The 25,486-nt window shown below is 66.6% G+C and carries 26 protein-coding genes and 1 pseudogene; 9 read left to right on the top strand and 18 right to left on the bottom strand.

Features of this window, described 5'->3' with window-relative positions:
* Positions 1-2: 2 nt before the first annotated feature.
* The 8 genes from IAI53_RS02345 to flgB all read right to left on the bottom strand — a co-directional run bounded on the left by IAI53_RS02345 (position 3) and on the right by flgB (position 6,426).
* A complete protein-coding gene (locus IAI53_RS02345; protein WP_187716544.1) occupies positions 3-1,121 on the bottom strand; it encodes a flagellar basal body P-ring protein FlgI in 1,119 nt (372 codons plus the stop codon).
* Positions 1,122-1,152: 31 nt separating this feature from the next.
* Positions 1,153-1,827 (bottom strand): flagellar basal body L-ring protein FlgH, encoded by a 675-nt coding sequence (locus IAI53_RS02340; protein WP_187716543.1) that lies wholly within the window; start codon positions 1,825-1,827, stop codon positions 1,153-1,155.
* Between the two features lie 12 nt (positions 1,828-1,839).
* Positions 1,840-2,622: a flagellar basal-body rod protein FlgG gene (gene flgG, locus IAI53_RS02335; RefSeq protein ID WP_187716542.1), complete on the bottom strand. Its 783-nt coding sequence runs from the start codon at positions 2,620-2,622 to the stop codon at positions 1,840-1,842.
* A 159-nt stretch (positions 2,623-2,781) separates the two neighbouring features.
* Entirely contained in the window at positions 2,782-3,519 is a 738-nt protein-coding gene (gene flgF, locus IAI53_RS02330; protein WP_187716541.1) for a flagellar basal-body rod protein FlgF, read from the bottom strand.
* 50 nt (positions 3,520-3,569) lie between these two features.
* Positions 3,570-4,853 carry a flagellar hook protein FlgE gene (gene flgE, locus IAI53_RS02325; RefSeq protein WP_187716540.1) on the bottom strand — a complete coding sequence of 428 codons (1,284 nt, stop codon included), beginning with the start codon at positions 4,851-4,853 and terminating at the stop codon, positions 3,570-3,572.
* Positions 4,854-4,868: 15 nt separating this feature from the next.
* A complete protein-coding gene (locus IAI53_RS02320; protein ID WP_187716539.1) occupies positions 4,869-5,531 on the bottom strand; it encodes a flagellar hook assembly protein FlgD in 663 nt (220 codons plus the stop codon).
* Between the two features lie 57 nt (positions 5,532-5,588).
* Positions 5,589-6,002: a flagellar basal body rod protein FlgC gene (gene flgC, locus IAI53_RS02315; protein ID WP_187716538.1), complete on the bottom strand. Its 414-nt coding sequence runs from the start codon at positions 6,000-6,002 to the stop codon at positions 5,589-5,591.
* 19 nt (positions 6,003-6,021) lie between these two features.
* Positions 6,022-6,426 (bottom strand): flagellar basal body rod protein FlgB, encoded by a 405-nt coding sequence (flgB, locus tag IAI53_RS02310; RefSeq protein ID WP_187716537.1) that lies wholly within the window; start codon positions 6,424-6,426, stop codon positions 6,022-6,024.
* Between the two features lie 259 nt (positions 6,427-6,685).
* Between flgB and flgA the strand changes: the two genes are divergently transcribed.
* The 7 genes from flgA (at position 6,686) to parC (ending at position 13,549) form a co-directional block, all read left to right on the top strand.
* Positions 6,686-7,378, top strand: a complete 693-nt coding sequence (gene flgA / locus IAI53_RS02305; protein WP_187716536.1) for a flagellar basal body P-ring formation chaperone FlgA — start codon at positions 6,686-6,688, stop codon at positions 7,376-7,378.
* 101 nt (positions 7,379-7,479) lie between these two features.
* On the top strand, positions 7,480-7,788 hold the full coding sequence (gene flgM / locus IAI53_RS02300) for a flagellar biosynthesis anti-sigma factor FlgM (RefSeq protein ID WP_187716535.1): 309 nt from the start codon (positions 7,480-7,482) through the stop codon (positions 7,786-7,788).
* Positions 7,785-8,255 (top strand): flagella synthesis protein FlgN, encoded by a 471-nt coding sequence (locus tag IAI53_RS02295; protein ID WP_349771878.1) that lies wholly within the window; start codon positions 7,785-7,787, stop codon positions 8,253-8,255. The genes flgM and IAI53_RS02295 overlap by 4 nt, the downstream gene beginning before the upstream one ends.
* 212 nt (positions 8,256-8,467) lie before the next feature.
* On the top strand, positions 8,468-10,447 hold the full coding sequence (locus IAI53_RS02290; protein WP_187716534.1) for a DNA topoisomerase IV subunit B: 1,980 nt from the start codon (positions 8,468-8,470) through the stop codon (positions 10,445-10,447).
* Between the two features lie 74 nt (positions 10,448-10,521).
* Positions 10,522-10,752 carry a type II toxin-antitoxin system antitoxin VapB gene (gene vapB, locus IAI53_RS02285; RefSeq protein ID WP_187716533.1) on the top strand — a complete coding sequence of 77 codons (231 nt, stop codon included), beginning with the start codon at positions 10,522-10,524 and terminating at the stop codon, positions 10,750-10,752.
* 5 nt (positions 10,753-10,757) lie between these two features.
* Complete coding sequence (gene vapC, locus IAI53_RS02280; RefSeq protein ID WP_222948214.1) at positions 10,758-11,189, top strand: type II toxin-antitoxin system tRNA(fMet)-specific endonuclease VapC; 432 nt, start codon at positions 10,758-10,760, stop codon at positions 11,187-11,189.
* Positions 11,186-13,549: a DNA topoisomerase IV subunit A gene (gene parC / locus IAI53_RS02275; RefSeq protein ID WP_187716531.1), complete on the top strand. Its 2,364-nt coding sequence runs from the start codon at positions 11,186-11,188 to the stop codon at positions 13,547-13,549. The genes vapC and parC overlap by 4 nt, the downstream gene beginning before the upstream one ends.
* Positions 13,550-13,596: 47 nt before the next feature.
* On the opposite strand, the gene IAI53_RS02270 is transcribed toward parC, so the two are convergent.
* Both IAI53_RS02270 and IAI53_RS02265 read right to left on the bottom strand, forming a co-directional pair.
* Entirely contained in the window at positions 13,597-14,037 is a 441-nt protein-coding gene (locus IAI53_RS02270) for a hypothetical protein (RefSeq protein WP_187716530.1), read from the bottom strand.
* 244 nt (positions 14,038-14,281) lie between these two features.
* Positions 14,282-15,064 (bottom strand): hypothetical protein, encoded by a 783-nt coding sequence (locus IAI53_RS02265; RefSeq protein WP_187716529.1) that lies wholly within the window; start codon positions 15,062-15,064, stop codon positions 14,282-14,284.
* An 87-nt stretch (positions 15,065-15,151) separates the two neighbouring features.
* Here IAI53_RS02265 and IAI53_RS02260 point away from each other — a divergent pair.
* Positions 15,152-15,493 (top strand): annotated as a pseudogene (locus IAI53_RS02260) (transposase); the annotation flags it as partial.
* A 51-nt stretch (positions 15,494-15,544) separates the two neighbouring features.
* On the opposite strand, the gene IAI53_RS18545 reads toward IAI53_RS02260, so the two are convergent.
* A complete protein-coding gene (locus IAI53_RS18545; RefSeq protein ID WP_225433121.1) occupies positions 15,545-16,123 on the bottom strand; it encodes a hypothetical protein in 579 nt (192 codons plus the stop codon).
* A gap of 53 nt (positions 16,124-16,176) precedes the next feature.
* On the opposite strand from IAI53_RS18545, the gene IAI53_RS18540 reads away from it, so the two are divergent.
* Positions 16,177-16,380 (top strand): hypothetical protein, encoded by a 204-nt coding sequence (locus IAI53_RS18540; protein ID WP_225433119.1) that lies wholly within the window; start codon positions 16,177-16,179, stop codon positions 16,378-16,380.
* A gap of 30 nt (positions 16,381-16,410) precedes the next feature.
* Here the strand turns inward: IAI53_RS18540 and IAI53_RS02250 are convergent, their stop codons facing one another.
* The 7 genes from IAI53_RS02250 to IAI53_RS02220 all read right to left on the bottom strand — a co-directional run bounded on the left by IAI53_RS02250 (position 16,411) and on the right by IAI53_RS02220 (position 25,483).
* On the bottom strand, positions 16,411-16,578 hold the full coding sequence (locus tag IAI53_RS02250) for a hypothetical protein (protein WP_187716528.1): 168 nt from the start codon (positions 16,576-16,578) through the stop codon (positions 16,411-16,413).
* A 16-nt stretch (positions 16,579-16,594) separates the two neighbouring features.
* On the bottom strand, positions 16,595-17,296 hold the full coding sequence (locus IAI53_RS02245; protein ID WP_225433118.1) for a hypothetical protein: 702 nt from the start codon (positions 17,294-17,296) through the stop codon (positions 16,595-16,597).
* A complete protein-coding gene (locus IAI53_RS02240; protein WP_349771877.1) occupies positions 17,293-22,671 on the bottom strand; it encodes an RHS repeat-associated core domain-containing protein in 5,379 nt (1,792 codons plus the stop codon). Before IAI53_RS02240 ends, IAI53_RS02245 begins: the two co-directional genes overlap by 4 nt.
* Positions 22,672-22,721: 50 nt before the next feature.
* Positions 22,722-23,663: a TadE/TadG family type IV pilus assembly protein gene (locus IAI53_RS02235; protein WP_222948137.1), complete on the bottom strand. Its 942-nt coding sequence runs from the start codon at positions 23,661-23,663 to the stop codon at positions 22,722-22,724.
* Entirely contained in the window at positions 23,660-24,073 is a 414-nt protein-coding gene (locus IAI53_RS02230; protein ID WP_187716526.1) for a DUF192 domain-containing protein, read from the bottom strand. Before IAI53_RS02230 ends, IAI53_RS02235 begins: the two co-directional genes overlap by 4 nt.
* 7 nt (positions 24,074-24,080) lie before the next feature.
* Positions 24,081-24,452 carry a glutaredoxin family protein gene (locus IAI53_RS02225; RefSeq protein WP_187716525.1) on the bottom strand — a complete coding sequence of 124 codons (372 nt, stop codon included), beginning with the start codon at positions 24,450-24,452 and terminating at the stop codon, positions 24,081-24,083.
* A gap of 113 nt (positions 24,453-24,565) precedes the next feature.
* Positions 24,566-25,483, bottom strand: coding sequence for a type II secretion system F family protein (locus tag IAI53_RS02220; RefSeq protein WP_187716524.1), 918 nt, complete (start codon positions 25,481-25,483; stop codon positions 24,566-24,568).
* Positions 25,484-25,486 lie beyond the last annotated feature (3 nt).

Genomic DNA, 25,486 nt, shown 5'->3' with positions numbered 1-25,486 from the left:
GATCAGATCACCTCGAGATCCGCGCGCAGCGCACCGGCGGACTTCATCGCCTGCAGGATGCTGACCAGGTCCATCGGCGTGGCGCCCAGCGCATTGAGCGCCTTGACCACGTCGGCGAGGTTGCTGCCGGCCTGCACGTTCACCAGTTTGCCAGGCACCTGCTCGATGGTCACCTCGCCGCGCTCGGTGATCACCGTCTGCCCTTGCGAGAACGGCAGCGGCTGGTTCGCCTGCTGCTCGGTGACGACATTCACGGTGAGATTGCCATGCGCCACCGCGACGTTCTGCAGCATCACCTTCTGGTTCATCACCACCGAGCCGGTACGCGAGTTGACGATGACCTTGGCCGCCTGCTGCACCGGAGTCACGGTGAGATTTTCGAGCTGGCCGAGGAAGGCCACCCGGTCGGAGGGGTCGAGCGGCGCACGGACGCGGATGGTGCGCCCGTCAACCGCCTGGGCAGTCCCCGCGGAGGTGGCGAGGTTGATCGCATCCACCACGCGGCGGGCGGTGCCGAAGTCGGTGTCGTTGAGTTCCAGTACCACGTGATCGCCCTGCCCCAGCATCGTGGGCACCGCGCGTTCGACCGTGGCGCCGCCGGGGATGCGCCCGGCCGACAGGTGGTTGATCGTCACCGACGCTCCGCCACCCTGCGCGCCCGCGCCGCCCACCAGCATGTTGCCCTGGGCGATGGCGTAGATCTGCCCGTCGGCCCCCTTGAGCGGGGTCATCACCAGGGTGCCGCCGCGCAGGCTCTTGGCGTTGCCGATCGAGGACACGGTGACGTCGATGCGCTGGCCCGGGCGGGAGAACGGCGGCAGCGTGGCGGTAACCATGACCGCAGCCACGTTCTTGAGCTGCAGGTTGGTACCCGGCGGCAGGGTGACCCCCATGTTGCTCAGCATGTTGATGATGCTCTGCACGGTGAAGGGCGTCTGCGTGGTCTGGTCGCCGCTGCCGTCCAGGCCCACCACCAGACCGTAGCCCACCAGCTGGTTGTCGCGCACGCCGGCGATCGACGCCAGTTCCTTGATGCGTTCGGGCGCGGCCTGCGCCGGCCCGGCCGCCAGCAGGCAGGCCGCCAGGGCAAAGCTTGCGATACGTGCGAGGGTTGCCTTCATGATGTTTCAGCTCCGCAGGTCGGCAAGACGCTCAGAACGGCAGGATGGCGACGAAGAAGCGGTGCAGCCAGCCCATGGTGTTGTGCTCGTCGATGAAACCGCTGCCCTTGTACTCGATGCGCGCATCGGCCACCTGGGTCGATTGCACGGTGTTGGCCGCGGTCACCGCATTGGGGTTGATCACCCCGGAGAAGCGGATGAACTCGTTGCCCTGGTTGATGGCGATCTGCTTCTCGCCGGATACCAGCATGTTGCCATTGGGATAGACGTCGATCACGGTCACGGTGATCGTGCCGTTGAAGGCGTTGTTCGCCGCTGCCGCCCCGGAGCCGGAGAAATCCGACTCCACGCCGGCTTCGGCGCTCAGCCCGTTGAGCCCGCCAAGCGGCAGCCGCGAGGTGGCCGTGATGCCGCCACTCAGACCCGAGCTGCGCCCGGCCGTGGCGTTGGCGCTCTTCTGCGCGGTAGTGCGTTCGACCAGGTTGATGGTGATGGTGTCGCCGATGTTGCGCGCGCGCCGGTCCTCGAACAGCGGACGGACCTGCGCGTTCTGGTAGATGGAGCCGGTGGCCGGCACGTTCCGCGCGTACATCTCCGGGCGTGCGCTCATCGGCTGGTGCACCGCGGTCGGCGGCGTACCGTAGATCGACGCACAGCCGGACAGCAGCGCCAGTGCGGCGGCGGCAAGCGATGCGCTGAGTTTCATGATCGCCGCTCCTTACAGCTGGGTCAGCCGGCCGAGCATCTGGTCGGAGGTCTGGATGGCGCGCGAGTTCAGTTCGTAGGCGCGCTGGGTGACGATCATGCTCACCAGCTCCTCGGCCACGTTCACGTTGGAGGTTTCCACGTAACCCTGGTTGATCACCCCGGAACCGTTGCTCCCCGGTACGTTGAGGTTGGCCACGCCGCTGGAGGCGGTCTCGTAGAACAGGTTCTCGCCCGCGCTCTGCAGGCCGCCCGGATTGACGAAGGAGGCCACCTGGATGGCGCCGACCTCCACCGGATTGACATCGCCGGCCACCAGCACGGACACCGTACCGTCCTTGCCGATGGTGATCGAGCGTGCATCGGCCGGGATGTTGATCGCGTCGGCCAGCGGGTAGCCGCTGGCAGTGACGACGTTGCCCTGGTTGTCGAGCTGGAAGGCGCCGTCGCGGGTGTAGGCGGTGGTGCCGTCGGGCATCTGCACCTGGAAGAAGCCATTGCCCTGGATGGCCAGATCCAGCGAATTGCCGGTCTGCTGCAGGCTGCCCTGGGTAAAGATGCGTTCGGTGGCCACCACGCGCGCACCGGTACCGATCTGCAGGCCGGAGGAGATCTGGGTCTGCTGGGTCGATTGCGCGCCGGGCTGGCGGATGGTCTGGTAGAGGAGATCCTCGAACACCGCACGCTGGCGCTTGTGGCCGTTGGTGGCGACGTTGGCGAGGTTGTTGGAGATGACGTCCAGCTGGGTCTGCTGGGCGTCGAGGCCGGTACGGGCGGTCCAGAGGGAGCGGATCATTTTGGAGCTCCTGAGCGATAGTCTGTCTGACAATCAAGGAGCAAGTGCTGTGCCAGTGCCCCTTTTGCCGATGGTTCCAGCTTATCGCCCGCAGCACCCGATCATTTTGCCGATTACCGGCAGATTTCCGGCGCTATTTGCCGCCCCGTTTGCCGCCGGTCAGCGGTTGCCGATCACCCGTGCGGCGGCCTGGTCGTTGGCTTCCGCGGTCTGCAGCATGCGGGTCTGCATCTCGAACTGGCGGGACAGGGAAATCATCTGCACCAGCTGGTCGACCACGTTCACATTGCTGCCTTCCAGGTAGCCGCCGGCCACCTGCACGGTCTCATCCACCGCGGCCTGCTGGCCGTTGCGCTGGCGGAACAGGCCGTCGTCACCGCGCACCAGATCCTGTTCGGGCGGATTGACCAGCTTGAGCTGGGCCACGACGTTCACCACATTGCCCTGACCGGGGGTGAACGCGGAGATCGAACCGTCCTTGCCGATGACGATCTCGCTGTCCGGTGGAATGGTGATCGGTCCGCCATCGCCGATCACCGGCAGGCCGCTGCGGGTCTGCAGCACGCCGTTGGGGCTGACCTCGAAGCTGCCGTCGCGGGTGTAGGCCTCGGTCCCGTCTGGCGTCTGCACCGCGAACCAGCCCTTGCCCTCGATGGCGGCGTCGTACTGGCGCCCGGTGAAGGCGATCGGTCCGGTGGCAAAATCGGAGGCGACACTGGCATCGACCACGAAGGCGCGACTGCGCAGCGCGTCGGTCTGCACTTCCACCGAGCGCAGCTTGTGCAACTCCGCGCGGAAGCCGGTGGAGTTGATGTTGGCCAGGTTGTTCGACACCGCAGCCTGCTGGCCAAGCGTGTGCTTGGCGCCGGTCATCGCGGTATAGATCAGGCGGTCCATGATGTGCTCCTGCGCGCCGGCGGGGTCTCCCCCGCCGTCGTCCTAGTTCATTACCTGAGGTTCACCAGCGTCTGCAGGATCTGGTCCTGGGTGCGGATCGACTGGGCGTTGGCCTGGTAGTTGCGCTGCTGGATGATGAGCTGCACCAGTTCCTGGGTCAGATCGACGTTGGAATCCTCGACCTGGCCGGCGGAGATGACCCCGTTCAGGCCCTCGCCCGCGGGTCCGAGCACCGGCTCGCCGGATTCCGGCGAATCGCGCCACAGGTTGTTGCCCAGCGAGGTCAGACCGTTCGGGTTGCGCACCGTGGCCAGGCCGACGATGCCGATATCCTTGGTCTGTCCGTTGGTGTAGCGCCCCTGGATCACGCCGTTCTGGCTGATCGACAGGCCGGCGATCTCACCGTCGGCATAGCCGTCCTGCGACAGCTCCTTCACCACCGAACCGCTGCTGCCCGACTGGGTGGCGCGGGCGAAGCTGATGCCGGACACAACGAAGGGGTTGGTCGAACCGTTGCCCAGGTCGCCGAAATCCGCCGACAGCAGATTGGTCGCCACCGGGGCGCCGCCGGAATCCAGGGTCTGGTTCAGCGTGCCGTCCTCGTTGAACTCCAGCGTGCCGAGCGGCGGGTTGGTCGGTGCCGCGCCGTCGAGACTGGTATAGACATCCCAGGTATTCACCGCGCTCTTGACGAAGTAGAACGACAGGGCATGGTCGATACCCAGGCTGTCGTACACCCGCACCGAGGTGGTGTAGCTGTAGCTGTCGGTATCGTTGATGTCGGGCGGGCTGGTGGCGATCACGTCCGCCTTGGCATTGAGGTTCAGGCCCACCGAGACGTTGTCGGTGGCACGGGCCCGGATGCCGGTGGGCGGAATGAACAGCGTGGTGTAGTTGGCGTTGCTCGGGTTGAGCGGCGCGCTCACGTCGCCACTGACCGGATCGGTTTCCTGGTAACCCATCAGGCGCTCGCCGGTGGCGTTGACCACGTAGCCTTCGTTGTCGATGTTGAACTGGCCGTTGCGGGTCAGCGCGGTCGTGCCGTCGCGCAGTTGCACGCGGAAGAAACCGTTGCCGTTGATCGCCATGTCCAGCGGATTGTTGGTGGTGGTCAGGTTGCCTTGGGTGAAGGCCTGGCGCACCGCATTGACGGTGCTGCCGATACCGATCTGGATGGTGCCGACCGCGCCGGTCAGCGAGGAGGCGAACACGTCGGCGAACTGCGCGGTCGCCCCCTTGAAGCCCACGGTGCTGGCGTTGGCGATGTTGTTGCTGACCACGTCGATGGCCTTGGACGAAGAGGCCAGGCCGCTCAAACCTTGTTGGAATGCCATGATCTTTGCTCCGGATCAGAGAATCTGCTTGATGTCGTCGAACTGGAAGATGCCGAGCGAGCCGACCTGCAGGTCGGTGCTCTTGGGTCCGCGAATGACGCCGGTGACCTGGCCGAACTCCAGCGTCTTGGCGCTCACCTTCTCGTCTCCCAGGGTCGCTTCCACGGCTACCGTGTAGCGGCCGGTGGCGGCCTGCTGGCCGTCGATGGCCACACCGTCCCAGACGAAGTTGTGGCTGCCGGCCTCCACGTCCTCCAACTCCATCTGGCCGACCTCCAGCCCGTTGGCGTCGCGGATGGTCAGCACCACCTTGTCGGCCGGCGTATCGAGCACGAAACCGCCCACGGCACCCGCCTCGGTGAGGATCAGGCCCTTGCCCTCGACCAGCACGCCGCGCCCCACCAGGGCCGCCGCCTGCATGGCCTCGGAGGACTCCTGCGAGGACACGAACTGCTGGAACATCTGGTTGAGCCGCTCGATGCCATCCACCGTGCTCATCTGCGCCAGCTGCGAGGTGACCTCGGCGTTCTCCATCGGATTCATCGGATCCTGGTTGCGCAGCTGGGTGGTCAGCAGGGTGAGGAAGCGCCCCTGCATGTCCTCGGTTTCCTTGGTCTCTGCCGACTCGTTGCGCGCCAGGCTGGACAGGACGTTCTTGGTTTCGCTTACCACGCTCATTTCAATCTCCGGACGGCATTGCCGATTGGGTCAAGGCCATCACAGCAAGAACCGTGCTCACTGCGCGCCAATCTGCAGCGTGCGCTGCAGCAGGGTCCGCGCGGTGCTCATCACTTCCGCATTGTTCTGGTAGGAGCGGGAGGCGGAGATCATGTTCACCATCTCCTCCACCACGTTCACATTGGGCATCTCCACGTAGCCCTCGGCGTTGGCGGCCGGGTTGTTCGGCTCGTACACCATGCGCATCGGCGCGGCGCTGTCGACCACCTGGGTGACCTGCACGCCGACTGCGTCCTTGCCGGCCCCCTGCACCGGGCGGGCGGCGAACACCACCTGCTTGGCACGATAGGGCTGGCCGTCCTCGCCGACCACGCTGTCGGCGTTGGCCAGGTTGGAGGCGGTGGTGTTCAGGCGCACCGACTGCGCGTTGAGCGCCGAACCCGCGATATTGAAGACATTGAGCATGCTCATGATCCGGCTCCCCTTGTCCTTACTGGCCCGAGATCGCGCGCTGCATTCCGCTCAGCAGGCCATTGATGAAGGTGACGCTGGCTTCGTAGTGGATGGAGTTCTCGGCAAAGGCCGCACGCTCGACATCCATGTTCACCGTGTTGCCATCGACCGAGGACTGGATCTCCTGGCGGTACTGGGCGAAGCGCTCCAGCGGATTCGACTGCGCCACACCCATGTGGCCGCCGGCGGTGGTCGCCAGCGCGAGCGGGCCGACGCGGCTACCTAGCACGCCCTGCAGCGTGCTGCGGAAATCGATGTCGCGCGCTTTGTAGTTGGGGGTGTCGGCATTGGCGATGTTCGACGCCAGCAACTGTTGGCGGTAGGCCTGGGTATTGAGCGCCGCCTGGTGCACTCGCAGGCTGTTGTCGAGCAGGTTTCTCATGGCATCACCTCATGTATTCGTACCGGCTGCCGTAAACGGTGCAAAGGCATCGGCATCGACTCCATTGCACCTTCCATGCCAGCGATATTAGTGGCGTGCAGGCAAGCACCTTGGGTGGATAAGACCGGTAAATACCGGCCAATTTGTCCGCTTGTCCGCTGCTGCCGGCAATCTCGTCCGTCCAGGGCGGCAAGCCTTGCCGCCCCCGGTGGACTTGCCGCTGCGCCGATGGGCGTGGTGCAATCGGCGCATGAAAGGAATGTCTACAGTCACCCGTATCGCAAGCGGCCTGCTGGCCATCTTCACGCTCGTCCTGCCGGCTGCCGCCCAGCAGGCGCCCGAGCCGGTGCACGAAGCAGCGCGAGCCTTTCTCGCGGCCGAAGCGGCCGGGCTGCCGGGCGAAGTCAGCGTGACCGTGGGGCGGATGGACCCGCTCAACCAGCTGCCGGCCTGTGCGGAGCTGGTGCCCTTCTTCCCGGCCGGCGCGCGTGCCTGGGGACAGACCAACGTGGGCGTGCGCTGTGAGTCGCCGGTCGAATGGACCATCTACCTGCCGGCCCGGGTCGAGGTGCTGACCGACTACGTGGTGGTGGCCCGTCCGCTGCGCCCCGGACAGATCGTCGGCCTGGCCGACCTGAAGCGCGAGCGGGGCGACCTGGCCGCACTGCCCGAGGCCACGATCACCGATCCGGCCCAGGCGGTCGGCCATCATGTGCGGATCGCGGTGGGCGCCGGTGCTCCGCTGCGCACCACCCACCTGCGCCTGCCGCCGGCGGTGCGCCAGGGGCAAAACGTCAAGGTGGTGAGCCGCGGCCCGGGTTTCAACGTGAGCAGCGAAGGGCGCGCGCTGAACGGCGCAACCGAGGGCGAGACGGTGCGCGTGCGCATGCCGAGCGGCCAGGTGATCTCGGGGATCGCGCGCAACGGAGGGGTCGTCGAGGTCGGTCTCTGATGCGACGCTCGCCACGCGAAAAAAATATCTGTAAAAATCGCTAAAGTTTTCCTTCGTCGCGCCGAAATACGTTACAGACAACACCCATCGGGAGTCATGCCGTGAAGATCGATAGCGCCGTCAAGTCGCTCGGCGGCCCGCAGGCCGGCGAGACGAAACCCCGCCAGCAGGCGGGAACCGGGCCGGCCCCAGCCGCCGGCGGAGACAAAGTGCAACTGTCCTCGCTGTCCTCGAGCCTGCAGAAGGCCGAGACTGCCATCGCCAATGCGCCGGTCGTCGACCGCGCCCGGGTCGACGAGATCCGCCAGGCGATCAGCGAGGGACGCTTCAAGATCGACGCCGGCCGCATCGCCGACGGCCTGATCGACAGCGTCCGCCAGATGCTGAACGAGAACCCCGGACACTCGTGAACCAGACCGAACGCCTGCAGTTTGCCCAGCTGATCGGCATGGAGGTCACGCAACTGCGTACCTTCATCACCCTGCTCGGCCGCGAGGAGAGCCTGCTGGTCGCGGGCGACACCGATGCGCTGCTGGCGCTCACCAACGAGAAGACCGAGCTCTACCACACCCTGCAGCGCCTGCACGACGCCCGCGCCATGCTGCTCGGCCGGCTCGGCCTGGCCAACTCCGGCGAGGCGATCCGCAGCCTGTGCGCCGACATGCCCGACACCCTCGCCCAGTGGGACGAAGTGCTGCGCCTCGCAGCCGAAGCGCGCGAGCGCAACAGCCTGAACGGCAAGCTGGTCATCGAGCGCATGCAGCACAACCAGGGGGCACTGTCCATCCTGCTGGCCGCGGCCGACCGGCCGCAGCTCTACGACGCCGACGGCCACGCCCGCACCACCGGCGGCGGACGCATCCTGGGCAGCGCCTGATCCCCCTTGCGTCGCAGCCCCGCTAGGAGCGGCCTTGGCCGCGATGAGGCCCGCGGGACGACGGACGCCGCAATCGCGGCCAAGGCCGCTCCTATGGAACGATGGGGACGATACCGGCATTCGTGCGGTCGCCCTGAGCTTTCCGCTCTCCCCTTTCCCTTCCCCCCGCTCCCGCCTTATCCTTGCGCCCGTCCTACACCGACGGGTCCGCGATGACTGGCAAGCAGCAGCAATACGACGAATCCTCCTTCCGCGTGCTGAAGGGGCTGGAACCGGTGCGCGAGCGCCCCGGCATGTATACCCGCACCGACAGCCCGGCGCACATCATCCAGGAAGTCATCGACAACGCCGCCGACGAGGCGCTGGCCGGCTTTGCGAAGAAGATCCACGTCACCCTGCACCTGGACGGCTCGGTCTCGGTGGCCGACGACGGCCGCGGCATCCCGGTCGGCCTGCACCCGGAGGAAGGCGTGCCGGTGGTGGTGCTGGCCTACACCCGGCTACACGCCGGCGGCAAGTTCAACAAGCGCGAGGGCAACAGCGCCTACGCCTTCTCCGGCGGCCTGCACGGCGTGGGCGTGGCGGTGACCAACGCGCTGTCGACCCGCATCGAGCTCGAGGTCAAGCGCGAAGGCAAGCAGTACCGCATCGATTTCGCCGACGGCGGCGAGCGCATCGGCGCCCTGCAGACGGTCGGCGACTGCGGCCGCCAGAGCGGCACCCGGGTGCAGGTGTGGCCGGACCCGAAGTACTTCGACAGCCCCAAGATCCCGCTCGGCGAGATCGAGCGTTTGCTGCGCTCGAAAGCCGTGCTGCTGCCCGGCGTCGCCGTGCAACTCGACATCGAGCAGCCCGCCGGCCCCGTGCTCACCAAGCGCTGGAGCTACCCGGAAGGCCTGGCCGGCTACATGAAGGAGCTGGCCGGCGACCTGGAGCCGGTGGCCCCGGTCTACACCGCCGAAGGCTATGCCGGCGCGGACGACGCCAACTTCGCCAAGGGCGAAGGCGCGGCCTGGGCGGTGGCCTGGTTCGAGACCGCAGTGCCGAGCGAATCCTATGTGAACCTGATCCCCACGGTGGCCGGCGGCACCCACGAATCCGGCCTGCGCGCCGGGGTGTTCGAGGCGGTCAAGTCCTTCATCGAGCACCATGCGCTCTTGCCGCGCGGCATCAAGCTGCAGCAGGAAGACGTGTGCGGGCGGATGAGCTTCGTGCTCTCCGCACGCCTGCTCGACCCGCAGTTCCAGGGCCAGGTGAAGGAAAAGCTCAATTCGCGCGAGGCGGTGAAGCTGGTCTCCGGGCAGATCCGCGACCCCTTCGAGATCTGGCTCAACAACCACGTGGAAGCCGGCAAGGCGATCGCGGAACTCTCCATCCGCCAAGCCCAGGCGCGGCAGAAGAGCGCGCAGAAGGTCGAGCGCAAGAAGAGCTCCGGCGTCGCGGTGCTGCCGGGCAAGCTGTCCGACTGCGAATCCGAGGACATTGAGCGCAACGAGCTCTTCCTGGTCGAGGGCGACTCCGCCGGCGGCTCGGCCAAGATGGCGCGCAACAAGGAAACCCAGGCCATCCTGCCGCTACGCGGCAAGGTGCAGAACGCCTGGGAGATCGACCCCGACCGCCTGCTGGCCAACGCCGAGATCCATGACATCGCGGTGGCCCTGGGGGTGGACGCGCACCGCGCCGACAGCGAGCCGGACCTCTCCGGCCTGCGCTACGGCAAGATCATCATCATGTCGGACGCCGACGTGGACGGCGCCCACATCCAGACCCTGCTGCTGACGCTGTTCTTCCGCCACTTCCCCAAGCTCATCGAGCGCGGCCACATCTACGTCGCCCAGCCGCCGCTCTACCGCATCGACGTGCCCGCCCAGGGCAAGAAGCGCCCGGCGCGCCGCCTGTACGCGCTCGACGAAGGCGAACTCACCGCGATCCGCGACCGCATGGTGCAGGAAGGCTTCCGCGCCGAGGCCATCGAGGTCGGCCGCTTCAAGGGCCTGGGCGAGATGAACCCCGACCAGCTGCGCGAGACCACCATGGACCCGGCCACCCGCCGCGTGCTGCCGGTGGCGGTGCGCCCCGAGGCGCTGGAAGACACCCTGCGCATGTTCACCCTGCTGATGGGCAAGGGCGAAGCGTCGGGGCGACGCGCCTGGATGGAAGAGAACGGCGACTCCGTGGAGGCGGATATCTGAACCTCGCCGACGCCCGCAGGCATCGGCTGCGACACGGTATATACTAACGATATCCATCACCTTCCGGAGCCCCCATGGAAACCGCCAAGCTCTTCGTCAATGGCCGCAGCCAGGCCGTGCGGCTGCCCAAGGAATACCGCTTCGAAGGCGACGAGGTATTCATCAAGCGTGTCGGCGACGCGGTGGTGCTGCTGCCCCGGCGCGGCTGGGGCACCCTGTTCGGCGCGCTCGAGCAGTTCGAGCCCGGCTTCGTCCTCGAGCGCCAGCAGCCGGCGCAGCAAGAGCGCGAGGATCTGCTGCCGTGAGATTCATGCTGGATACCAACATCTGCATCTATCTCATCAACCAGCGTCCGGCGCACGTGAGGCTGCATTTCGAGCAGCACCCGGTCGGCGACATCGGCATCTCGGCGATCACCGCCGGGGAACTGGCCTACGGCGTGGCCAAGAGCGGCTCGGCGCGCAACCGCGCCGCGCTGGAGACCTTCCTCCTGCCGCTGGAGGTCGCCGCCTTCGACGAGCGCGCCATGTGGCGCTACGCCGAACTGCGCTGCGCGCTGGAAGCCGCCGGCACGCCGATCGGCCCCCTAGACACCCAGATCGCCGCGCACGCCCTGACGCTGGGCTGCACCCTGGTCACCAACAACCTCCGCGAGTTCGACCGCGTCGCCGGACTCGCCCTCGAAAACTGGGCGGACCCGCAGCTGCACGAGCTTCCGGCCCCCTACATTGCCGCATCATGAGCACAGACACCGATACGCCCGACCTCTTCGACTTCCCGGACGCCGCGGCAGCGGTCCCGCCCGCGCCCCCCGCCCCGCCTGCCGAGAACAACGGCAACGGTGACGGCAGCCTGCCGCTCGACCGCTACGCCGAGCGCGCCTACCTCGCCTACGCGATGAGCGTGGTCAAGTCGCGCGCCCTGCCGCAGGTGGAAGACGGCATGAAGCCGGTGCAGCGCCGCATCCTCTTCGCGATGAACGAGATGCGCCTCGCCGCCGGCGCCAAGCACGTGAAGAGCGCGCGCGTGGTCGGCGACGTGATCGGCAAGTACCACCCGCACGGCGACTCCAGCGTGTACGACGCCATGGTGCGCGTGGCGCAGGACTTTTCGCTGCGCTACCCGCTGGTCGACGGCCAGGGCAACTTCGGCTCGCGCGACGGCGACTCGGCCGCGGCGATGCGCTACACCGAATGCCGCCTGACTCCGATCGCCGAGCTGCTGCTGGCCGAAATCGACCGCGACACGGTGGACTTCGCCCCCAACTACGACGGCGCCTTCCAGGAGCCCAAACTGCTCCCCGCGCGCCTGCCCTTCGTGCTGCTCAACGGCGCCTCGGGCATCGCGGTGGGCATGGCTACCGAGATCCCGCCGCACAACCTGCGCGAAGTGGCCGAGGCCACCTGCCACCTGATCCGCCACCCGGAAGCCGGGCTGGACGACATCCTGCCGCTGCTCCCGGGGCCGGACTTCCCCGGCGGCGGGCAGCTGATCTCCTCGCCCGAAGCCATCCGCGACGCCTATGCCGGCGGGCGCGGCAGCCTGCGCCTGCGCGCGCGCTGGCGCATCGAGGAGCTCGCCCGCGGCCAGTGGCGGGTGATCGTCCATGAGCTGCCGCACGGCGTATCCACCGCCAACGTGCTGGCCGAGATCGAAGCACTCACCAACCCGCAGCCGCGCGCCGGCAAGAAGGACGTCAGCCAGGAACAGAAGCAGCTCAAGCAGCTGGTGCTGGGCGTGCTGGAGACGGTGCGCGACGAGTCGTCCGAGGCCGAGCCGGTGCGCATCGTGCTGGAGCCGCGCTCCAGCCGCATCGACCGCGACGAGTTCATGGCCGTGCTGCTCGCCCACACCGGGCTGGAGAGCAGCACCTCGGTGAACCTCACCATGATCGGCCGCGACGGCCGTCCGCAGCAGAAGAACCTGGTGCAGATCCTGCGCGAGTGGATCGACTTCCGCTACGTCACCGTCGAGCGCCGCACCCGCCATCGCCTGAGCGAAGTCGACCGGCGCATCCACATCCTCGAAGGACGCATGATCGCCTTCCTCCACATCGAGGAAGTGATCCGCGTCATCCGCGAATCCGACGAGCCCAAGCCGGCGCTGATCAGTGCCTTCGGCCTCACCGACATCCAGGCCGAGGACATCCTAGAAATCCGCCTGCGCCAGCTCGCCCGCCTCGAAGGCTTCAAGATCGAGAAGGAACTCGCCGAGCTGAAGGAAGAGCGCGAAGGCCTGCAGCAACTGCTCGACAGCCGCGGCGCGATGACCAGGCTGATCCTGCGCGAGATCACCGAAGACGCCAAGAAGTACGGCGACGCCCGCCGCACCCTGATCGAAACCGTCGCCCCGGTGGCCGCTGCCGAAATCAGCGTGGCCGACGAGCCGGTGACCGTGATCGTCTCCAAGAACGGCTGGGTGCGCGCCCGCCAGGGCCACGGCATCGACCCGGCGGCAATCAGCTACAAGGCCGGCGACTTCGCCTTCGCGCAGATCGAAACCCGCACCACCTGGCCGCTGGTCGTCATCGACACCAACGGCCGCGCCTACACCGTGAAGGTCTCCGACCTGCCCGGCGGTCGCGGCGACGGCACTCCGATCACCACGCTGGTGGATTTCCAGGACGGCGGCAAGCTCGCCCAGGTGCTCTCCGCCCGCCCGGATTCGACCTGGATGTTTGCCAACTCCGGCGGCTACGGCTTCATCTGCACGCTCGCCGACGCCACCAGCCGCCAGCGCGCCGGCAAGGCCTTCATGACCCTGGAGAAAGGCGAGAAGGTCCTGGAACCGGCAGCCGCCAACGGCCAGTGGATCGCCGCGGTATCCGCCAACGGCCGCATCCTCATCTTTGCCCGCAGTGAGATGAAGGTGCAGGCCGGCGGCCGCGGCGTCATCGTCATGAAGCTGGAAGACCGCGAAGCGCTCACTGCCGTCGCCCTGCCTGCGGACGACGCCCCGCTGCGCATCCACGGCACCGGCCGCGGCGGCAAACCCATCACCATCGAACTCAAGCCCACCCAGCGCGAAACCCTGCGTCACCGCCGTACCGCCAAGGGTATGGCGCTGACGCCGAGGATCGTGCCGGAACGCTTGGGAGACTGAGCCGGATGTGCTGATACGGTATTCCCCTGACAGGGACGGACCAAGTCTCAGCGCGGCGCTTTGAAGACGGGTAAGACTGCCGAACCGAGCTCCGAGAAGGCTGCACCCATCTGCGGCTCGGGCAACTGGCCCAGCAGTTGCCAATAGGTTCCATTACGCCGGCGGTAGAGTGTGATGGGAGTGGCTTCGAAAAGAGAGGTGCGCCAGAAGTGTGTATTGACGCGGATCGCGGACAGTTCGGCCAGCGTCTCGTCTTCAGCAACTGCAAGTCCGCCAGTACGTGTAGACCGGTCGAAGCCCTCACCGTAGTTCTCCTGGAGAGCGGCCCTAGGCTGTGCCGAGCGTAACAGCGCGATGCCGCGTCCCGTGCTGGAATGATGCATATGACTCACCGGCACCCACAACGTCGCCCACTGGCGACGTGCTGGCATGTCGAACCATCGCCACAACTGGACGCAGGCGGGACAATTGAGATCGACGAAAAACACGACCTGAATGTCGCCGTCGGCCCGTCCTATTCTGGCCCCTGCCAGAGATCTTGCCCCGATCCAGACCTCACGACTTCGCAGTCCATGACGTGCTGCGCTCGGCCCTCTGAGAATTTCTGCTAATGCGGTGGGCGCAATAACCGATAACAAGACAGTCGCAAGAACGTTACGACGATTGAGGTCTTGCAGCCCATAACAATTCCCGGAGATACCGTATCAGCACACATAAGATGCTAGGAGGAGGTCAATCTGAGCTCGATGCTTCGTCCTGACTGGCAACGGCCTTATCCTTCCGTTCCTCCTTGACCATCTGATGGAGCAACCGGGCAAAGCCTAAGGCCGTTACAATTCCCGCGAGAATGAGAGCTGGGTAAACGATGATTGCATCGTACGCTTTCCCCTCTGAAAGAATGTAAACTCCCGCCGGAAACGACGAAGCAGAAACGACCATACCGATTTTTGGAAGAGCAAAAATCAAGATAAATCCGATTAGCGGAAATAACAGAACGCATAACCATGCGTAATCATACAAGTATTCTCCAATCGGCTTTCTTTTGGAGAATTTCACAGCAATTTCCTTATTATCAGGACCATCAACAAAACATGCATCTGCATACAAAATAATATTTCCTGAAGCCGAGCCCACAAAACAGATTAAACTCACATTCATTAAGCTGTCGAATAGCTCCTCACCAACCGATTCACCCCCTCCCCACGAATCTGCAGTAAGAGGCGACGCCTCGCGATATGTTCGCCACTGAGCTCTTATTGGACCTTTCCCTAGCTGCATTTCCCCCTTTCGGATAATCTCGATCAGATCCACCTCAATCAGCGCTATGCCATTATCGTTCTGATGCGATTTAGCATCCTTAACAATCAACCGCACCAATGGCATCTCCCAGCGCTCCAAATGATAATTGCCACTGTCAAGAGTCTGCTCGTAAGCAGCTGAGAATGAGGAAAAGGAAAGAAAGAGGCTCACAAATGAGGTCAATGTCGTGACGAATATTCTCAACAGTCTTTCCATCTGACCTGCCCCCACTGAGCCGTACCACGTGAAGCTTTAAAGTCCGTCAACCATGAAGAGAACGGACATGAAGAGAGTCGACTCACCATCGAGCAGATCATCGGGTTCCTCAAGCCGGTCTAGGCCGGCATGGCCGTGTCGGAGCTGGCGCGCCAGCACGGGTTCTTGCCCGACAAGTTTCTACGCATTGCGGGTGAAGTACGGCGGCATGGATGCGGAGGACGCCTGGTGGCTGAAGGAGTTGAAAGTCTAGAACGACCGGCTCAAGCGCCTGCTGGCCGAAGCGCACCTGGACATCGAAGCGCTCAAGGTCGGTTTCGGGGTAAACCGCTAGCCCCGTAACGCAAGAGCGAGGCGGTCCGGCGCATGCTCGAACATACCCGTGTGAGCGAGCATCGGGCCTGCCGCCTCGCGTGGTGTTCAGATGATGTCATGATCGCTTCCTCGAATCGGTGGGGCATCCATTGGAAAACCGCTGCTTCAGTAGTCCGTCTCGATCTTCAGTCCGGTGCGCCTGTCGATGTACCAACCTTTTTCCCAGACTCTGCGGTAGTTCGAAGGTGTGGGAGGAACAGTCCTGATCCATCCCTCCTTGCCGACCAGTGTCAGGTCGTACTGGTCGAGCAATGCCTGGTCTGCCACACTCAAGGGTGTCGGCAGCGCCCGCGGCAGCTCCGTGAAACCGTGCCCGTCCCAGACGTAGTAGGCAGGCCGGGCTTCCTTGAAATCGCCCCCGGTGTGGCTATGGGCGGGCGGGTAATAGAGGTCCTTGCCCTGCGCGCGAGCCTTCCTGGCCTCGTCGCTGTGGAGCCCCGGCCGCCGCTCGATATCCCAGCCGAACAGCGTGCCCTGTTCGCTCATGCGGAACTTCAGGCGCAGGCTGCCGCGCGGATCGCGCTTGAGCTCGTCGATCAGATCCTGCGGAATGCGCGAGCCGACTTCGAGGAGCTCGTCGCCGATGATGTTGCCGGCGTAGAGCGCCCGCCCGTCGGGTACGAACTCGCTGGAGTCCCGCCACACAATGCGCACCCGTTCGGGCACCGGCTGCGAGAGCACCATCTTGCCCCGCGTTTGCAGGCGTTGCCCCCCCTTTGGAGGAACGGGTATTTCGCATGCTCGGGAAAGAACTCGACGCCGAGAAACTCCTGCCCTTCCATCGCATCGACCACGAGCTCGAAGCCCGGGCGGCCGAACTTCTTCAGCATACGTTCGCGGCTCTCCAGGTAGCGCGCCTGCTCGGGGGTGAGCGGCTGTGCGGGCGCCGGCGGTGCGCCGCGGCAGCCGGCGAGCAGCACGCTTGCGGCAGTGGCGAATAGGATGCGTCGCCTCATCATGTGCGGTTCTCCTTACAGTCCGTATCCGTTGTCGCGCAACCACTGTACGTAGGCCTGCATGTCCACCGTGCCGGTGACGTTGCCCAGCGTCCGCGGGTCGAGCGCCGTGCCCTCGCCCAGTTGCTCGAGGTCGCGCGGCAGCCGGCTGATGTACTGCAGCGTATTGGCGTGCGCCTTCATTCAGCAGTTCCGGCGTTCAGAAATCGGTCTCGATACGCTCACCGGTCCTGGGGTGGATGAACCAGCCCTTGCGCAGTGCCTTGCCGTTGTAGATGAAGGCTTCCTGGAAGTCCCCGCCCGCGTGATGGAACTTCGAGCCGTCGGGTGCCGAGCCCGGAGCGCGCTCCAGGTCCCAGCCGATGAGCGGCCCGTCGGGATGGATGCGGATCTTCAGCCGGAACCCGCCGCCGTTCCGCCGTTTTTCCTCGAGCAGGGCGTCGGGAATGCGCGAGGCGACGGGGATCGTGTAGTCACCCAGGATGGTGCCACCGTAGAAGGCATCGCCTGGCAAACCTCGTTTGAGCGCGCCGTCCGGCTCCATCTCGATCTTGTCCCGCCACTCCACCCGCAAGAACTTCGGCACCCCGAATTCCGCACCATAGCTACCGATGAATCTGCCTCGGGGGGGACTCATGCCCGCGCGTCTGAAGAAAAGCCGCCCGTTCTCGTCAAAGATGTTCAGTCCATGAACAACAAACAACGAGTCGACCCGCAACTGCCCGCCCTCGAGCCCGCGGAACTTGCGCTTGAGCGCCTCGTCCTCCGCGCTCAGAGGCTGGCGTGGAGCCTGCACGCGCCGGGGGGCGCTGCCCCGGCAGCCGGCCAGAAAGGCAGCGCTCAGTGCCAGCAGCGTGCGGCGCGATGGGGACTGCGGCAGGGATGACGATTTCCTTGTCATGGTGCTCCTCCAGATGCGCACTGTGCCGAACCTCGCTCGAAATAACCGTGTTCGCACAGCCAGTCCATGTATGCAGCGATGTTTACCCGTCCCGTTTGGTTGCCGGTCAGCGCGTCCCAGGTGTCATTCGGGTTGCCCGTCACGGGGCGCTCGGTATAGGCGATGAAGTCGTGCGTCTCGCCGGTGGTCAGGCTGCGGTCATCGGGGCCGAAGTCGGTAAATCCCATGTCACGCTGGGTGGTGCCGGCGACTGCGCCTCGGACTTCGCGGTCTTCGGCGCGCAGGAGCTCCGTTTCGATAAACGTCATGTCTCCCTGCTGGACTGCACGTGAGACCGGCGGGGTCTCGCGCGGGTCCCCGATGCGCAAGGCGTTGCTCTGGTCGTGGAGGATGGGGTTGGAAACCGGGATCGAGTCCAGGCCGGAAGCGTTCATGTTCACCCCCGCCTTCTGCGCCTGCTCGACCATCCAGTTCAGCGCCACGAAGGACAACTGGTTTTCACCCTCGTCGTAGCCGCCACCGATATCGGCATGCGCGCCGATGAAGCCGCGCTCGATGCGCACCTGGCCGAGCTCGTGGCTGCTCGCGCCGATGGATTCCAAAGGGAAGCCGCCCTGGTGCAAGTCGTCGGGCAGATTGCGACGGGTCGCATTCCAGAAGGCCGCATTGAACGGGTAGCCGAACACGTCGGAGGAATAAGGCTGGCTGCGGTACTCGTTAAGCGCCACGGCATGCACCACATGGGCGAACTCCGCCGGTATCGCCAGACGATAGGTTGCCCCCCACGGCAGGTCGGTGCTCAGGACGGTGTCGAACAGGCCCATGAAGCGCAGGTTGACCGGCTGGCAGCGCGTGACCTCCTGGCGCGTGACGCCGTCGAGCGCCGAGTACCGGATGTAGCGCACCCCATCGTAGATGACGCTGGCGGCCACCAGCCGGTTGGCGAACTCCCGGGCCTGCGCCGCGCCGCGGCTGAAGCCGACGATGTCGATGTCCATGGTCTCATCGTCGGGATGGGCCTCGGCCGCGTCGATGAAGTAGCTCCACATGCGCTCGATGCGCGCGCGCCCGGTGAAATTGCCGCCACGATCTGGGATGGGGCCGAGGCCGTTCGGTAGGATGTCCTGATACTCATCGCCCAGGTAGTTGGTGTTTCCATCCTCGAAGTGGCGCGTGCCCACGCCGGACACGTAGTTCACGGCGCCACCGACCTCATAAAGATCCGCGAACCGTACCACGTTGGTCCTCGAGCCACCGAGGCGCTCCAGTTCGCGCCTGTCACGAGAGTTGTCCGTGCCGTCGAAGGCGAAGAGGATGAGCCCGTCCGGATCGATGTAGCGCAGCGGGTTGAAGGCAACGTAGGCATAGGGGTTGGGCCCGTCGGGGGTGCCGAGCGGGTCCGGACTAAGGTACTGGCCGGCTTGCGGGTCGTAGTAGCGGGCGCGGTTGTAGTGCAGACCTGTTTCAGGGTCGAAGTACTGGCCGGGCAGGCGCAGGTGGAGGGCGAAGCTCTCGCGGCCGGTGACCGATGCCGCACCGAAGGGCGCGTAGTGTGCGCGCCACAGCACCTGGCCTTGGGCACCGGTCGCGAGCTCGGGGGCGCCGAGATGGTTGGCGTGCAGCCAGGCGATGCCGTCGAGGCCGGCGAGCCAGCTCTGCGCAATGCGCCGCAGGTCGCCGACGATGCGCTCGGCGGCGCCTTGTCCGGCCGATGCCGGCGCGCTGCCTTCGGGCGTGTCGAGGACGGCCAAGGGCAGGTCGGCGAGCCAGACGTACTGGCGTAGGATCCGCCCCGCGCCGTCGAGCTCGGCCAGCGGTTGGCGGGCGTCGTCGTAGAGGTAGTGGATGGTTCGCCCTTCGGCAGGCTCGGGACGAACGGGGGGCGAGGAGAGCAGGGTCTTACGGTTGCGCAAGCCGCGGTGGTCGTAGCTGTAGCGCACCAGCGTCGTACCGTGCTCGCGCGCCTCGACGAGCCGGCCCCGCGCGTCCCAGTGGTATTCGCGGTGACCCAGTTGCTCGGGCTGGCCGCTGGCGCTGTAGCGGCTGGCGGGTCCATCGATGCGCCGATGACTGTCGGGCACGAAGGCGCTGCGCCGGGTGCCGGCGTAGAGCTCGGCTTGCGAGGCGACGCCCTGCTGGTCGAGCACGCGGCGTTGCGAGCGGTCGTAGGCGTAGCGCCAGACGCCCTGTTCGGCGAGGGTGTTGCCGTGGACCTGCCACTCGACCGAGGCGAGCAGGCGGTCGTGTCCGTCATAGGCGTGGCTGCGCCAGGCCGGCTGTGCGTCGGCGGCGAGCTGGCGGCTGTGCAGCAGGTTGCCTCGGACATCCCATAGGTAGCGGTGATCAATCAGCGCCGACGGGTCGTTCGGCAGCCCAAGCGCTCCGGGCAGCCGCGAGGCCTTCGAGGCCGGCGGCGTCTGCGCCCGGGCGGGGGCAATGCCCAGCAGGCGTTCGGCCGCCTCCTGCGGGCCGTAGCCGAGCCGCAGGGGCGCAGACCCGTGGCGGGCCATCTGCGCCTGCTCCACCTTGCGGTGCCGATGCACTACCCGCGCCAGCGCGCCGTTGCGGCTGCGCTGGTAGTGGGTCTCGATGCCGTTGCCGGTGGTGTAGCCGCGCAGCCCAATCAGGTCGCGTTCGAAGCCGCGGGCGATGGTCTGCTCGCGGCCCAGCCAGCGCAGCCAGGCGGTGCGCACCGGATTGCGCGTGAGCGCGACGACCTGGCCCTGGCCGTTGCGCTGGTAACGCAGCCGGCTGCCGTCGGGCAAGGTGGTGGCGACGAGCCGGCCGGCCTCGTCATGTTCGTAGCGGGTGACGGCGGTCAGCTCGCCCTGCTCGGTGGGGAGGCGGACGATGCGCGCGCGGCGATAGCCGCGCGCATCGTATTCGTAGCGTTCGCTTTGGGTGGGGTGGACGAGCTCAACCAAGTGCCGGCCCGAGTAGCGCCAGACGGTCACCTCGTCGTTGCCGCTGCGGGCGTCGGTGACCGTCTGGCGCAGGATGCGGCCTTGTGCGTCGTAGTCGTAGCGGGCGTGGTTGCCGCCCGCGTCGCGCATCGCCACGAGGCGGTTAGCGGCGTCGAACTGGCGCAGGACCGTGCCGCTGTCCGGGCTCTGCGTGAGCACCGTGCGACCGAAGTCGTCGCGCAGCGCCAGAATTCTGCCGGCCGGATCGGTTTCGGCCGGGCGAGCCGTCGGGTCGGCTGGCGCGGGGTATCCAAAGCCCAGTGCATCAACCATGCGTTCGAGCCGGCCCTGCGCGTCGTAGTGCCATTGCAGGCTGCGCCCCGCGTTGTCCCGGACGTGCGCGAGCCGACCCGACTCGTCGTAGCGGCGCCGCAGGGTTTGCTCGAAGCTGGCGCTGTGCCGGCCCTGCTCGATCAGCCGGCCTTCGGTGTCGTAGGCGTAGGTGTTCAACACGCCCAGGGCGGAGGCGCGCCACTGCAAGCGACCGTGCTCGTCCCAGGCCTGGCGCCAGTTGGCGCCGGGCACTCCGGGGTGTTCGCCTTCGACCGGGCGGCCGAGCGCGTCGTGGCGGATCTGCTGTTCGCGTGGCGGTGACCCGCCCGGGCCGTGGCTGCGCACGCTCACAAGCTGAGCGCGCAGGTTGTAGGCAAAGGTGGCCTCGACGCCCTCGTCGTTGACGACGCGCTGTGGCAGTCCGGTATCCGGGTGATACTGCAGCGCGGTTCGCCGCCCGCCCGCTTGCTCGAGTACCACGATGAAGTTGCCGCGCGCATCCCATTCGTAGCGGGTGATGTCGGAGTCTTCCGGGCCATTTTTCGGCCCGTTGGGCAAGGGGCCATCGATTTCGGCCAACAGGCTGCGGCCCAGGATGGTGCGGTAAGCGTAGGTGGTGCTGCGGTCGATGCGGGTGGCTTGGTCTGCATTGGCGGCCACGTCGCCGGCCGTGGTCAACGGGCTGTAGCCGGTCTCGTGCACGCGCAGCGGTTGGCCGCGCTCGTTGTAGTCGATGCGCAGCTGATGTTCCCGCCCCGGCACGACGCTGGGCCGCGCGACGAGGCTGGGGGCGTCGCGCGGGCCTTCGTATTCGCGCCGCTCCAGCAGCCGGGTCGCCAGGACCCGGCCGGCTTGCCAGTCCTGCCGGGAGTGGCGCACGATCCGGCCAAGGGAGTCGTATTCCCAGTGCAGGCTCCACAGCGGCTGGCCGTTGCGATCGAGCTTGGTCTGCTCCACCAGACTGCCGTGCCGGTCGTAGCCATAGCGCACGTCGGTCTCGCCGCAGCCGGCGCAGCCCGCCCCGCGCGCTTCGAGCAGCCGGTACTGCCCGCCGATCTGCGCATGCCGGTAGCGGGTGAGCTGGCCGAGGCTGTTGGTGAGCACGGTCTCGCCAGGCTCTCCGTCGGGCAGGCTCGGTCGGACGAAGCTCAGCTCCACCTGTTCGACCCCGGTGCCCGCCACGGGCTGCCCATCTGCATCCAGCCGCCGCGGCTCGCCCCGCACCGAGACGACGGCCCGCCCCTGCTCGTCGTAGCCCCAGGTGGACAGCCGCTGCAGGCGCGTGCGCTCACCGTCGAGCATCTCCTGGCTGATGCCGGTCAGCGCGTGCGGGTGGCCGGCCTGCCGTTCTGTTTCGTAGTGGTAGTGCCGCGCGCCCAGCCCGTTCGGGTACCGGACCTGCAGCAGGTTGCTGATGCCCGCTCCTTCGGTTTCGTGCACGTACTCGAAGCGGCCCACCGGGCTGTCGATGGCGACGATGCCCTTGAAGCCGTCTCCCTGCGCGGGACCGTAGTGCATGAGCAGGCTACGCCCTTGCGGGTCGCTGACTTGCAGCAGTTCGCCGCGCGGGCCGCGGGTCAGGGTCAGCAGGGGGCCGTTGGGTTCGGCGATACTGACCAGCCGCCCGTCCGGATTGAAGTCCAGCTCCCGTCCGCCAGGCCAGATCCAGCGGTAGTGCTCGCGGCCATCGGCGCTGCGCCGGATGGCGATACGCCCGTCGGCCGGGTTGCTGCCGGCGCACTCGGCGGGCTCCTGCGGGGTGCGCTGGAAGATCAGACGCCTGCCGTCGGCAGTGAGGATCTGCACGGTGTCGCCGATGGCGTACAGATCGGTCTCGTAGGACAGCCGCCAGCCGTAGCCGATCTGCCCGAGGCCACGAATGCTGCTGTTGTAGTGGCGCACGATCTCCAGCCCTAGCGGGCCAGGTAGCGCGGGCAGGTCGGTCTCGCGCTGGTACTTGTTGCCGGTGACGACGTTGATCGGGTTGCCCGCACCCAGTTCGGTGCCGCTGGTGTTGCCGGGGCTGGCCGGACCTGCGCTGGCGCAGTCGGTGGCCCCGCCGGGGCCGGCGCCGCAATCGAGCGGAGCCGTACTCATCTGCGCCATGGCCGGTGAGGCCAGCAGCAGGGCGCAGAACACGAACCGGATCGTGGCGTGACTCGATATCCGAGCAGAGCGTTGCAATGGCGTCATGGCAGCCAACTGACAGGGGGGTTGGTCGAAACGCAGCAGGCGACCTCGCACATCGGATCGCAGCTGGGGTCGCCCGCGCGGCAGCCGATCGGTCGGCAACCCAAGGGGTCGGTCTGCGGGTTGCAGGCCGGTGGCGTATCGTCTCCGCCATCGCTCCCTCCGCCGCCTTCGACGGTGCACCCGACCGTCACGCACACCGGCGGAGGGGTATCGACCACCGGCGGCGAACCGGGGTCTGTCGGCACGCCGCCATTGCCCGGCCCGGGCATCGACACCGGGTCGTCCGGCTCGAGGGCGTCGCTGTGCATGCGTACGGTCGCGTGCGTCACCACCGGGATGCGCCCGGCTTCGATCAGCGCGGTATTGAAGGCGTCCTCGCCCGTATCGAGCCAGGCCAGGTAGCGTCGGTAGATCGGGCCGACCAACGGTACTGCGGGGCGGTAGCCGTAGGTGATGCGCAGCTTCAGGAGGTTGGCATCCTGCAGGCTCTGTCCCGAGGCTGAGCCGACCTGTGCCGGGTCAGCCGCCGCCAGGTTGGCGTTGGGGATCGCGCGCCGGCCGTACTTGTCCTCGAGGCGGGGAGAATTCCAGTCGTCGAAGGATTCGCGCGTGGGGTTGAGCAGCTCGATGCGGCTGTACTGCCCGACCTCGGCCTGCGCGCGCGCATGCGAGGCGGCCAGTTCGGCCGTGCTGCCGCCCCCGCCGTGCACCGGCACCAGGGCGCGCACGAGCGCCGCGCGCACGTGGCCGAGATCTGCGTGCGCCATGCTGCCGGCGCGCGCAGCCATGAAGCTGGCGTGGTTGAGCTGGTTCTTGTGGAAGAACAGCAGACCGTACTGCAGGCTCGCCAGGCCCAGCAGGGTGAGCACCGGGCCGACCACGATGAACTCCACCATCGCTGCGCCGCGATGGCGCCGGGCACGCAGGAGGCGCTTCATCCTGGCTGTCTCCCTTGCAGCGCCGGATGCTCGATGCGGCAGCCCGTTTCGATGCCCATCGCGGCCAGGCTGCCGGCCTTGAGTTCCAGTACATGCACCGTGCCGCGCGGGCCCACGCGGGCGCGCCAAGGACCGAGATCCGGGACACAGGCCAGCACGCGGCCTGCACCGTCCAGCCAGGCGATATCGAGCCAGTAGCGCATGAACAAGGTGTGGATGCTGGCGCACCGGACCAGAAGCAGCCCTTGAGCTCCTTTCGGGGGCCTGCGCAGCATCAGCCCGGCGAAGCGCGACCAGAACCCGGCTGCCAGCACGAGAGCAAAGCTCGGTGTGCCCTGCCCGCCTGCGACGTAGGCCAACTCGGGGCCCCGGATCGAATGTCCGCTGACGGCCTTGACGGGTTGGCTCATGTAAGGCTCACGGCACCGCATTCGTTTTGCCGGCACTCTGAGTCATGCGCGCGTAGCGCTCGTCGAAGGCCGCTTCGGAGAATCCATGCAGGGTTTCCGAACCGAAGACCAACAGCGGCACCCCGCCCTTCCCGCCGTAGGCGCGATACTCGTCACGGAACGTGGCGCTGGCGTTGACATCACGCTCGACGAACGGAATGTCGCGTGAATGCATGTAGGAGGCTGCCTTCTTGCAGTAGCCACAGGTGGCATTGCGATAGAGGATGACCTTCCCGGCGGTGTCGGCAGGCCGCTCCGTATCCCGTGCGACCTGTCCGCTCGATACGGTGGAAATCGATCTGAACGCATCGTTGACGACTTGGTGGGCCTTCTGGCTCACCGCCCTCTCGAATGCATTGCGGACTATTCCGCCTAGATCTATCGCGCGACCAGGCAGGGGGAGCAGCGCCAGGCACGCGACGACGAGCCTTGAAATCGTGATCACGGGAACTCTCATATTCCGGCCTCCATGAATCTGACGACGATCGGGAAGAACAGCACGATGAAAGTGCACGGGAAGATGAAGGCGATCAGCGGGAAGAGCATCTTCACCGGCGCTTCCATGGCGAGCTTTTCGGCGCGCAGGAAGCGCTCTACACGCTGCTGGTCGGCCTGCGCGCGGAGTACGGGGCCGAGATTCATGCCCAGCCGTTCGGCCTGGATGACCGAAGCGACGAAGTTGGTCACCGGCCCTTCGCTCACCCGCTGGGCCAGCGTGCGCAGCGCTTCGGCGCGCGGCTTGCCGGCACGCACGTCGCGCAGCACGCGCTGGAACTCGTCGCGCAGCACGCCCCGCGGCCCCTTGAGCACGGCCTGGTGCAGTGCACCCTGGAAGTTCAGCCCGGCCTCCACGCACAGGGTGATGATGTCGAGGAAGAAGGGCAGCGCCTTGAGCAGTTCGCGGCGCCGGCTCTGGATGGTGTCGCGCAGCCAGATCGCCGGGTAGAGCCAGCCGAACAGGGCGCCACACAGGCCCGCCTGCCAGTACAGGGTGTCAGCGAAGGGCTCGCCACCGGTCCTGCCCGGGTCGAAGGAATCCAGCAGCCAGTAGAACAAGCCGCCGGCAAGCAGGGCGACGACCAGGCGGGCGGCGACGAACTGGGCGGGGCGCAGCGCGTAGTCGAGACCGGCCTTGCGCAGCCGGCCCATTACCGCCGTCTGCTGCTTGGCCGGCAGCAGGGGCTCCAGGTAGTAGCTGATCCACTGGATGGGCCACCACACCAGGCGAAAGCCCAACGGCGGCGGATCCTTGTATTCGCGGTCTTCGTCAGGGACCTCGGCGACAGCACGGCCGAGCGACCAGGCCAGCAGGGCGATGGCAAGCCCCGCGGCCAATGCCAGGCCCATGATGACGAGCGTGTCTTCGTTCATGCC

It is taken from the genome of Thauera sedimentorum, from assembly GCF_014489115.1.
GTDB lineage: Bacteria > Pseudomonadota > Gammaproteobacteria > Burkholderiales > Rhodocyclaceae > Pseudothauera > Pseudothauera sedimentorum.
This window is presented reverse-complemented; position numbering and strand designations above follow the sequence as displayed.

What these genes read in the sequence shown, in the direction of transcription:
- parC (WP_187716531.1), top strand. Translation starts at nt 11,186, where the DNA reads ATGAGCACAGACACCGATACGCCCGACCTCTTCGACTTCCCGGACGCC.
- IAI53_RS02340 (WP_187716543.1), bottom strand. Translation starts at nt 1,827, where the DNA reads ATGAAACTCAGCGCATCGCTTGCCGCCGCCGCACTGGCGCTGCTGTCC.
- IAI53_RS02220 (WP_187716524.1), bottom strand. Translation starts at nt 25,483, where the DNA reads ATGAACGAAGACACGCTCGTCATCATGGGCCTGGCATTGGCCGCGGGG.
- IAI53_RS18545 (WP_225433121.1), bottom strand. Translation starts at nt 16,123, where the DNA reads ATGGTGCTCTCGCAGCCGGTGCCCGAACGGGTGCGCATTGTGTGGCGG.
- IAI53_RS02345 (WP_187716544.1), bottom strand. Translation starts at nt 1,121, where the DNA reads ATGAAGGCAACCCTCGCACGTATCGCAAGCTTTGCCCTGGCGGCCTGC.
- IAI53_RS02230 (WP_187716526.1), bottom strand. Translation starts at nt 24,073, where the DNA reads ATGAGCCAACCCGTCAAGGCCGTCAGCGGACATTCGATCCGGGGCCCC.
- IAI53_RS18540 (WP_225433119.1), top strand. Translation starts at nt 16,177, where the DNA reads ATGCTCGGGAAAGAACTCGACGCCGAGAAACTCCTGCCCTTCCATCGC.
- flgE (WP_187716540.1), bottom strand. Translation starts at nt 4,853, where the DNA reads ATGGCATTCCAACAAGGTTTGAGCGGCCTGGCCTCTTCGTCCAAGGCC.
- IAI53_RS02320 (WP_187716539.1), bottom strand. Translation starts at nt 5,531, where the DNA reads ATGAGCGTGGTAAGCGAAACCAAGAACGTCCTGTCCAGCCTGGCGCGC.
- IAI53_RS02265 (WP_187716529.1), bottom strand. Translation starts at nt 15,064, where the DNA reads ATGGAAAGACTGTTGAGAATATTCGTCACGACATTGACCTCATTTGTG.
- flgB (WP_187716537.1), bottom strand. Translation starts at nt 6,426, where the DNA reads ATGAGAAACCTGCTCGACAACAGCCTGCGAGTGCACCAGGCGGCGCTC.
- vapB (WP_187716533.1), top strand. Translation starts at nt 10,522, where the DNA reads ATGGAAACCGCCAAGCTCTTCGTCAATGGCCGCAGCCAGGCCGTGCGG.
- flgA (WP_187716536.1), top strand. Translation starts at nt 6,686, where the DNA reads ATGTCTACAGTCACCCGTATCGCAAGCGGCCTGCTGGCCATCTTCACG.
- IAI53_RS02235 (WP_222948137.1), bottom strand. Translation starts at nt 23,663, where the DNA reads ATGAAGCGCCTCCTGCGTGCCCGGCGCCATCGCGGCGCAGCGATGGTG.
- IAI53_RS02290 (WP_187716534.1), top strand. Translation starts at nt 8,468, where the DNA reads ATGACTGGCAAGCAGCAGCAATACGACGAATCCTCCTTCCGCGTGCTG.
- flgC (WP_187716538.1), bottom strand. Translation starts at nt 6,002, where the DNA reads ATGAGCATGCTCAATGTCTTCAATATCGCGGGTTCGGCGCTCAACGCG.
- IAI53_RS02250 (WP_187716528.1), bottom strand. Translation starts at nt 16,578, where the DNA reads ATGAAGGCGCACGCCAATACGCTGCAGTACATCAGCCGGCTGCCGCGC.
- IAI53_RS02245 (WP_225433118.1), bottom strand. Translation starts at nt 17,296, where the DNA reads ATGACAAGGAAATCGTCATCCCTGCCGCAGTCCCCATCGCGCCGCACG.
- flgF (WP_187716541.1), bottom strand. Translation starts at nt 3,519, where the DNA reads ATGGACCGCCTGATCTATACCGCGATGACCGGCGCCAAGCACACGCTT.
- flgG (WP_187716542.1), bottom strand. Translation starts at nt 2,622, where the DNA reads ATGATCCGCTCCCTCTGGACCGCCCGTACCGGCCTCGACGCCCAGCAG.
- vapC (WP_222948214.1), top strand. Translation starts at nt 10,758, where the DNA reads ATGCTGGATACCAACATCTGCATCTATCTCATCAACCAGCGTCCGGCG.